Consider the following 6,605-nt stretch of genomic DNA (forward strand, 5'->3'; position numbering starts at 1 on the left):
GACAGCTTCAGCATCCGGTCCGGCACCGGATAATTCGACGCGAGAATGCCCTCGCACATCTCGTAGAGAAACTCGCCCGCGTTCAGCCCGATCTGGTCGCGCACGTACGAAACGGCGCCGCGCAGGAAATCGATACCCGGCACGCCCTTGTTGTCGCGCGCGAAAATCTCGAAACGCTCCTCCAGCCCTTCGCGCTTCGGAAAGCCGCCGAGCCCTTCCGGCATGTGCGCGAACGAGCGCTCCGATTCGCGCATCGCGAAGAGACCGAGCTGCCAGAAGCCGTGGCGCGGAGTCGTCGCGAGAAAATTGGGGTTGCCGCGGCCCGCGTTGAGCATCGACAGGTTGGCCGGGCGTTCCACCGCGCCGCCGCCCGCCGCTTTGATGAGTTCGTCCTTCAGTTCGAACGGGCTCAGCGAGGCCATCTTCGAGCGATCGTCGGAGCCTGCCTTCGCGGACTTTGCCATCCCACACCTCCAGACATTGGTTAATTGCGTAAGGGGAGTCCGGACTGCGGACCGGGTGCGTCAGGTCATGAGCATCACGATGACCATGCCCCAAATCGTGAGCAACGTGTTGCCGACCGCGTAGGTGACCGTGTAGCCGAGGCCCGGCACCTGGCTCTTCGCCGCGTCGCAGATCATGCCGAGCGCGGCCGTGGTCGTGCGCGATCCCGCGCAGATGCCGAGCAGGATCGCGGGATGGAACTTGAAGACGTATTTTGCGATGAGCATGCCGATGATGAGCGGCACGGAGGTCGCGACGATACCCCATAGGAAGAGGCTCACACCCAGTTGCTGGAGGCCCTTCACGAACCCCGGACCCGCCGTGATCCCGACGACCGCGATGAACACGTTCAGTCCCACCGAGTTCATGAACCAAATGGTCGGCTCGGGAATACGTCCGAAGGTCGGATGAATCGCGCGGAACCAGCCGAACACGATGCCCGCGATCAGCGCGCCGCCAGCCGTCGACAAGGTAATCGGGATGCCCGCCACCTTGATGACCACGGCGCCCACCAGCGCGCCGACGTGATGGCGAGACTCGCGAACGCGATATCTGCCGCGTTGCTCGGCCGGTCGAGCACGCCGATCGACTTCGCGGCGGCGGTGGTGTCCTGCGTGCGGCCGACGAGCGTCAACGTGTCGCCGCGATGCAGCTTCGTGCTCGGCAGGACCGGAATCTGAGTCTCCGTCGCGCCGCGCTTGATCCGGCGAAGAAACACGCCGCGCGCCGCTGGCAAGCCCGCGAGTTCCTGCAGCGTCTTGCCGTCCACTTCCTTGCTCGTCACGAAGACGTCGACGCCTTCCGCCGGCACCGCCAGCAGTTCCGGATCCTCCGCTTCGAGGCCTTTCGGCCCGAGCAACTCGACGAGGTGCTCGCGGCGTCCCGCGACTGCGACCACGTCGCCTGCCTGTATCACGTCCTCGAGTTTTGCATCCTGCACCGTGCTCCCGCGCCTGATGCGCTCGACAAAAAGCCGCGTGCCGCTCGGTGCCATCGTTTCGGCCTGCCCCACCGTGCGACCAACGATCGGCCCGTCTTCCGGTATCCGATACGCGCGCAACTCGTAACGATGCCAGGCCTGCCCGGCGCCGCCCAGGTCGGTCGAGCCGCCGAGCGTCGCTTCATATTCCTTGCATGCCGCGACGAGGTCGATGCCGAGCAGCTTTGGGCCGATCATCGCGAGGATGATGGCCGAGCCGATCGTGCCGAAGATGTAGGTGACCGCGTAGGCGGTGGGCATGGCGTCGAGCAGCGCCTTCGTCTCGCTGGCGGGAAGGCCCAGGCGGTTCATGGCGTCGGTGGCGAGGCCCATAGATGCTGAGATGGTCTGCGAGCCGGCGAAAAGCCCGGTCGTGGAGCCCACGTCATAGCCCGCGATCTTTGCCGCCGCAAGCGGCCCCGCGAGACACAGCACGCACTGCACGACGGAGAACAGCGCCTGCGGAAGGCCCCGTCCTTTGCGATGCCACGGACGAATTGCGGCCCGACCCCATAGCCGACCGCGAACAGGAACATCAGGAAAAAAACGGACTTGACGTTCGAAGAGATGGTGATGCCGAGCTGTCCGATGACGATGGCGGCGAGCAGCGTGGCCGTCACCGCGCCAAGGCTGAATCCCTTATAACTCTTTCCTCCGACCCAATACCCGATTCCCAGCGAAAGAAAGACTGCGATCTCAGGATAACTGCGTAGTGTTGCTGTAAGCCATGACATACGCACTCCCTTTGGGTGATCCACAAGAGGACATTTCCGCGAGCACTTTTGAAACGGACTTCGACGCTACTGGAACAGGACGCAGTCCCTTTTGCTCGCGAGACCGCGCGAATACGCGTGCGATGCCCAGGCTTACGCCGATAAATCGAAACGTCGCCTTCCACTGTTGCGATATTTATTCTGCTGCGGGTCTGCATGCGGAGACGGACGTTCGTACCCGTTTTATCTTAGTCGGGTACTGCGGAATGTAAACCGATAATGTGGGCCGACGCGCCGCAAGCAATGACGCGCGCGATGACCGGCCAGCGGCCCGCGCAGGCGGCAAGATAATGCGTCGCTGGTAGGCTAGGCAGTCAGCCGGCACGCCGGTGTTGGACCATGATCTACTCTGCGACGCGCGATTCTATCCGACGATCAGCAGTGCGGTCGATGTTCGTCTCGGCAATTGCGCAGAGAAGCGTATCGTGGCGCTGCCAGTCCCGTGCCCTCGGGCCAGATGTAGTCGGTCGTGATTGTCGCGTCTGAAATCGCTCCGGGCCACGCATGATTCATGCCATCATGGGCTGCATGTAATGGATGCTCATCGCCATTATCGAAAGGGCGTCCCTGGTTGTTGGCTCTCTACGAGAAAGTGAAGGCGGTTCTGCGCAATAGCTGACCTGGCGGGTTCAACCAAGCACGGTGGAGCGTGAAATGGTCGAAGTAAGAAACGGAGTCGGGAGACGAACGGGCGCAATGCTTGCTGTGACCGCCGGACTCCTGGCACTATCGGACGCCTCGCTGGCCACTAATCAGTCGCGCCAGCGTCAAGAATGCAGAAACGCTAACCAGGCTGCCAAACACGAAGGGCGCACGGCCATAGTCGACTGCGGCGCCGCAAACCAGAAGAGCAACTCGCAGTGCCGGCACGACAAGCGCGACACGAAGCAGGAAGGCCGTCAGCAAAAGCGGGACATCAAATACTAAAGGAGTTCGCGGGGTCGAATGGCGTACCCCCGCCAAATGCGGCGCGCGGGTCGACCACCTTCGGTGCCCGATTTCGCGCGGAGCAGCACCGCAAGGCGTGGTGTCGCTTTCAGGCAGAACGGATTGCGAAATCAGGCTGGCCGTCACCAGCGTCTTGCGATTCGAACGGCCGCCGACGCGCGATCAAAACTTGAAGGACACATTCACGCTTGGGCCGCGAGGGCGCAGCGTTTGCACCAGTTGATCGCCCGAACCGTAAAACGCGAGGTATCGAAGAGCAGGCTGGAATCGACCCGCTTTGTCGCGTAGGACAGCGCTGTCAGGGCCTGTCGCGTAAACTTCGTTGTGCCCGCCCCCACGTCGAGATAGAACGGGGTATACCACGCGCCGTCCCGCGTAAAGAAGCGCTTCACCTCATCCCAACCCTGCCGGCGCGTCACTGGGATGAAGACGTGATAGCCCTCCCTCCACTGGTCTTGAAGCACGCGGGCAATTAAGGACCAAGCTCTCGCGCTGCGCCCTTGTCACCACACGAAGGACGCAATTCGTAGCGACAACTTCAAAGCCAAGCGTCGGACGAAACGGCTCGGGCGTTGAACCGTGCTGGCGGCCATGTGACGGACATGGTCAAACGCCTGGATCTGAACTCGTTGAGTTGTATAACGGCTTCGAGATTCACGTGCAGGTAGTACCGACTGGGACCACAGATTTGGATCAAGAAATATAAAAACCTACGGCTTCCGTCAATTTTAGAAGTTCGACGTTCCGATGAAGATCGTCAACGATCGGCACCTGCAGGGGTGCCAGGTCTGAGGAAAGTAGCCAAACTGCTTGATCGTGCGCGACGCGCCATCGGGCGCTATCGAGCATCGCATCGCGCTTATGCGTTCGTCCCACGCTGCCGTGTTGTTGGCAGTGCCGTTGGAGGCGCGGAGGGGGCGGTGCCTTGTTCGGAGATTTCGGGCCTTATCTGCGGGACCGAGGTCCGGCCTTCGCTCGAGCCGGAAGTGGAGGCTGGCACAATCGCCTCCGGCGGGGTCGGCGCCAGCGACGCGTTGACAAGAAATCCAGCTGACGTGAGGAAAATCACGGCTGACAACACAAAGCCCATGGAGTTTGCCTCCCCGGTGCCGGCGGCCCGAGCCGCCGAGCGGGCCAGCATTCGCTTTCTGATTTTTAAATCTTAGACCAAATTGGGATAGAACAACGCAAACCGACTGCAGCCGCGTCCTGGCCGGCTCACAAGATCATTGACAAGCTCTTCCGGCAAGATGACGACTGCCGATGGAATTTATGGGCTTGAGGCTTGCGGGCTGGCGGGGTCGTGTTATCCCCATGCGGCAAGTGTGACGACATATCGTCCCGCACAAGTATTGAGGCCGGCTGAAAAAAGTGGATACCAATGTTTCGTAAAATAAAGGAACGGAGGCATAGATGAATCGAATCCCGAAAGCGGTCTACACGAAAGAATTTCGTGAAGAGGCGGTCAAGCTCGCGTTGACGGAAGGCGTCGGCGTGTCGGAAGCGGCACGCCGGTTGTCGATCCCGATGAAGTCGCTGGCGAACTGGGTGCGCGCCGCGAAAGCGGGCAGACTCGGCAAGGTTGAACAACAGCAAAAGCCACTGACCGAGCTGGAGATGGAACTGAACCGGGTCAAACGGGAACTGGCCGAAGTGAAGATGGAGCGCGATTTATTAAAAAACAGGTTAAGAGGCGCGCCCCTGCCCGAAGGGCAGAAACTCCCGTGCGGCGCTACACTGATGCGCATCAGAGGGAGCGGCCGTCAAATTATTGGTGATTCATCCCGTTAAAAAACATGGTCCAGGGACTGATGCGGACCCAGCATTGGTGACGCCGCCAGGCGATCCCGTTCAGGAAAGTGATCAACTCCGCTGTCCCGCCCTCTGACCATCCTATAGGTAGAGGGCAGACATGAAGACGACGAAGTCCCGAGGCGCCGCCAACGCGGCACAGATCACGGTAGTGCACCCTCATGCTGCGGCGATCGACATCGGTGCGCAGTTTCATGTGGTCGCGGTCGGACCGGAACGTGATCCGGAACCGGTCCGCTCATTTCGCAGCTTCACGCAGGAGCTTCACCAGCTCGCGCAGTGGCTCAAGCAGGTGGAAGTCACCACGATCGCCATGGAGTCGACCGGCATTTATTGGATTCCCGCGTTCGAAGTATTAGAAGCGTACGGCTTCGAGGTGGTGTTGGTTAATGCGCGGGACGTGAGGAACGTCCCGGGCCGCAAAACTGATGTCAACGACGCACAGTGGCTGCAGAAGCTTCACGCGTACGGCCTGCTGCGAGCCAGCTTCCGTCCCCGGCATGATATTGCGACGTTACGCGCCTATCTGCGTCAACGCGAACGACTACTCGAGTATGCCGCAGCGCATATCCAGCACATGCAGAAGGCGCTGATGCAGATGAACCTGCAACTGCATCATGTTGTGCAGGACGTCACCGGCGTTACCGGCATGAAGATCATCCGCGCGATCGTCGCCGGAGAACGCAATCCAGAAGAACTAGCCCGACATCGTGACGTCCGCTGCAGGGCATCAATAGAAACGATTCGCGATGCGCTGGTCGGTCATTATCAGGACGAACACGTGTTCGAATTGACCCAGGCAGTCGCGCTCTATGACTTTTATCAGACGCAAGTTAAGCAGTGCGACGAACGTATTGAACTCGTGCTTCGGCAACTACAGGAAAATGCGGCGCCGGTGAACACCCCACTGCCTGCCGCGCGTCGTCGGAGCAAGCAGTCAAACGACTTCTCGTTCGATGTGCGCGCAGAACTCTACGACGTGCTCGGCGTGGACCTGACACAGATCCACGGACTCGGCCCCTACCTTGCGCTGAAACTGGTCGCCGAATGCGGCACCGACATGTCGCGCTGGCCGACGGTGAAACACTTCACATCGTGGCTGTGTCTGGCGCCGGGCAACAAGATTTCCGGCGGCAAAGTGCTGTCCTCCAAAACGCGTCGCTCATCCAGCAAGGCTGCTGCTGCGCTGCGTCTCGCTGCCGTCACGATTGGCAAGACGGACACAGCCCTCGGCGGTTTCTACCGACGGCTGTCGGCGCGGATTGGAAAAGCAAAGGCCGTCACGGCTACGGCCCGCAAGGTCGCGGTGCTGTTCTATAACACATTGCGTTTCGGGATAAAGTATGTAGACCCCGGCGCCGAATATTATGAAGAACGCTACCGGCAGCGGGTCCTGAAAAATCTCACCCGACGAGCCGAATCCTTGGGCTTCGTATTGCAAGCCAAACCGACTTGACGCAGAAGAGTTTCTCAGGAAATTCGCGACGTACTTCGCGAAGGATTCGCGGTGAAGTACGGCGTGATTGAGCAGATGCGACAGGACTACCCGGTGCCGCCGATGTGTCGACTGCTGTGTGTGTCGACCAGCG

At 60.6% G+C, this 6,605-nt stretch carries 2 protein-coding genes and 3 pseudogenes; 3 read left to right on the plus strand and 2 right to left on the minus strand.

The genetic code is table 11. The features are described 5' to 3' along the window. Window positions 1–464 (minus strand): annotated as a pseudogene (locus AWB67_RS33450) (bifunctional aspartate transaminase/aspartate 4-decarboxylase); the annotation flags it as partial. A 60-nt stretch (window positions 465–524) separates the two neighbouring features. Then, a pseudogene (gene aspT / locus AWB67_RS33455) lies at window positions 525–2,217 on the minus strand (aspartate-alanine antiporter). Between the two features lie 693 nt (window positions 2,218–2,910). Between aspT and AWB67_RS33460 the strand changes: the two are divergent. The 3 genes and pseudogenes from AWB67_RS33460 (at window position 2,911) to AWB67_RS33480 (ending at window position 6,472) form a co-directional block, all read left to right on the plus strand. Beyond that, window positions 2,911–3,183, plus strand: coding sequence for a hypothetical protein (locus AWB67_RS33460; RefSeq protein WP_087660298.1), 273 nt, complete (start codon window positions 2,911–2,913; stop codon window positions 3,181–3,183). A gap of 1,434 nt (window positions 3,184–4,617) precedes the next feature. After that, a pseudogene (locus tag AWB67_RS33475) lies at window positions 4,618–4,884 on the plus strand (transposase); the annotation flags it as partial. A 232-nt stretch (window positions 4,885–5,116) separates the two neighbouring features. Beyond that, window positions 5,117–6,472 (plus strand): IS110 family RNA-guided transposase, encoded by a 1,356-nt coding sequence (locus AWB67_RS33480; RefSeq protein ID WP_061168032.1) that lies wholly within the window; start codon window positions 5,117–5,119, stop codon window positions 6,470–6,472. Window positions 6,473–6,605: the final 133 nt, after the last annotated feature.

This window comes from Caballeronia terrestris, assembly GCF_001544515.1.
Lineage (GTDB): Bacteria > Pseudomonadota > Gammaproteobacteria > Burkholderiales > Burkholderiaceae > Caballeronia > Caballeronia terrestris.

Bases quoted from the DNA above. Each gene is read 5' to 3' on its own strand.
- AWB67_RS33480 (WP_061168032.1), top strand. From the start codon at position 5,117: ATGAAGACGACGAAGTCCCGAGGCGCCGCCAACGCGGCACAGATCACG.
- AWB67_RS33460 (WP_087660298.1), top strand. From the start codon at position 2,911: ATGGTCGAAGTAAGAAACGGAGTCGGGAGACGAACGGGCGCAATGCTT.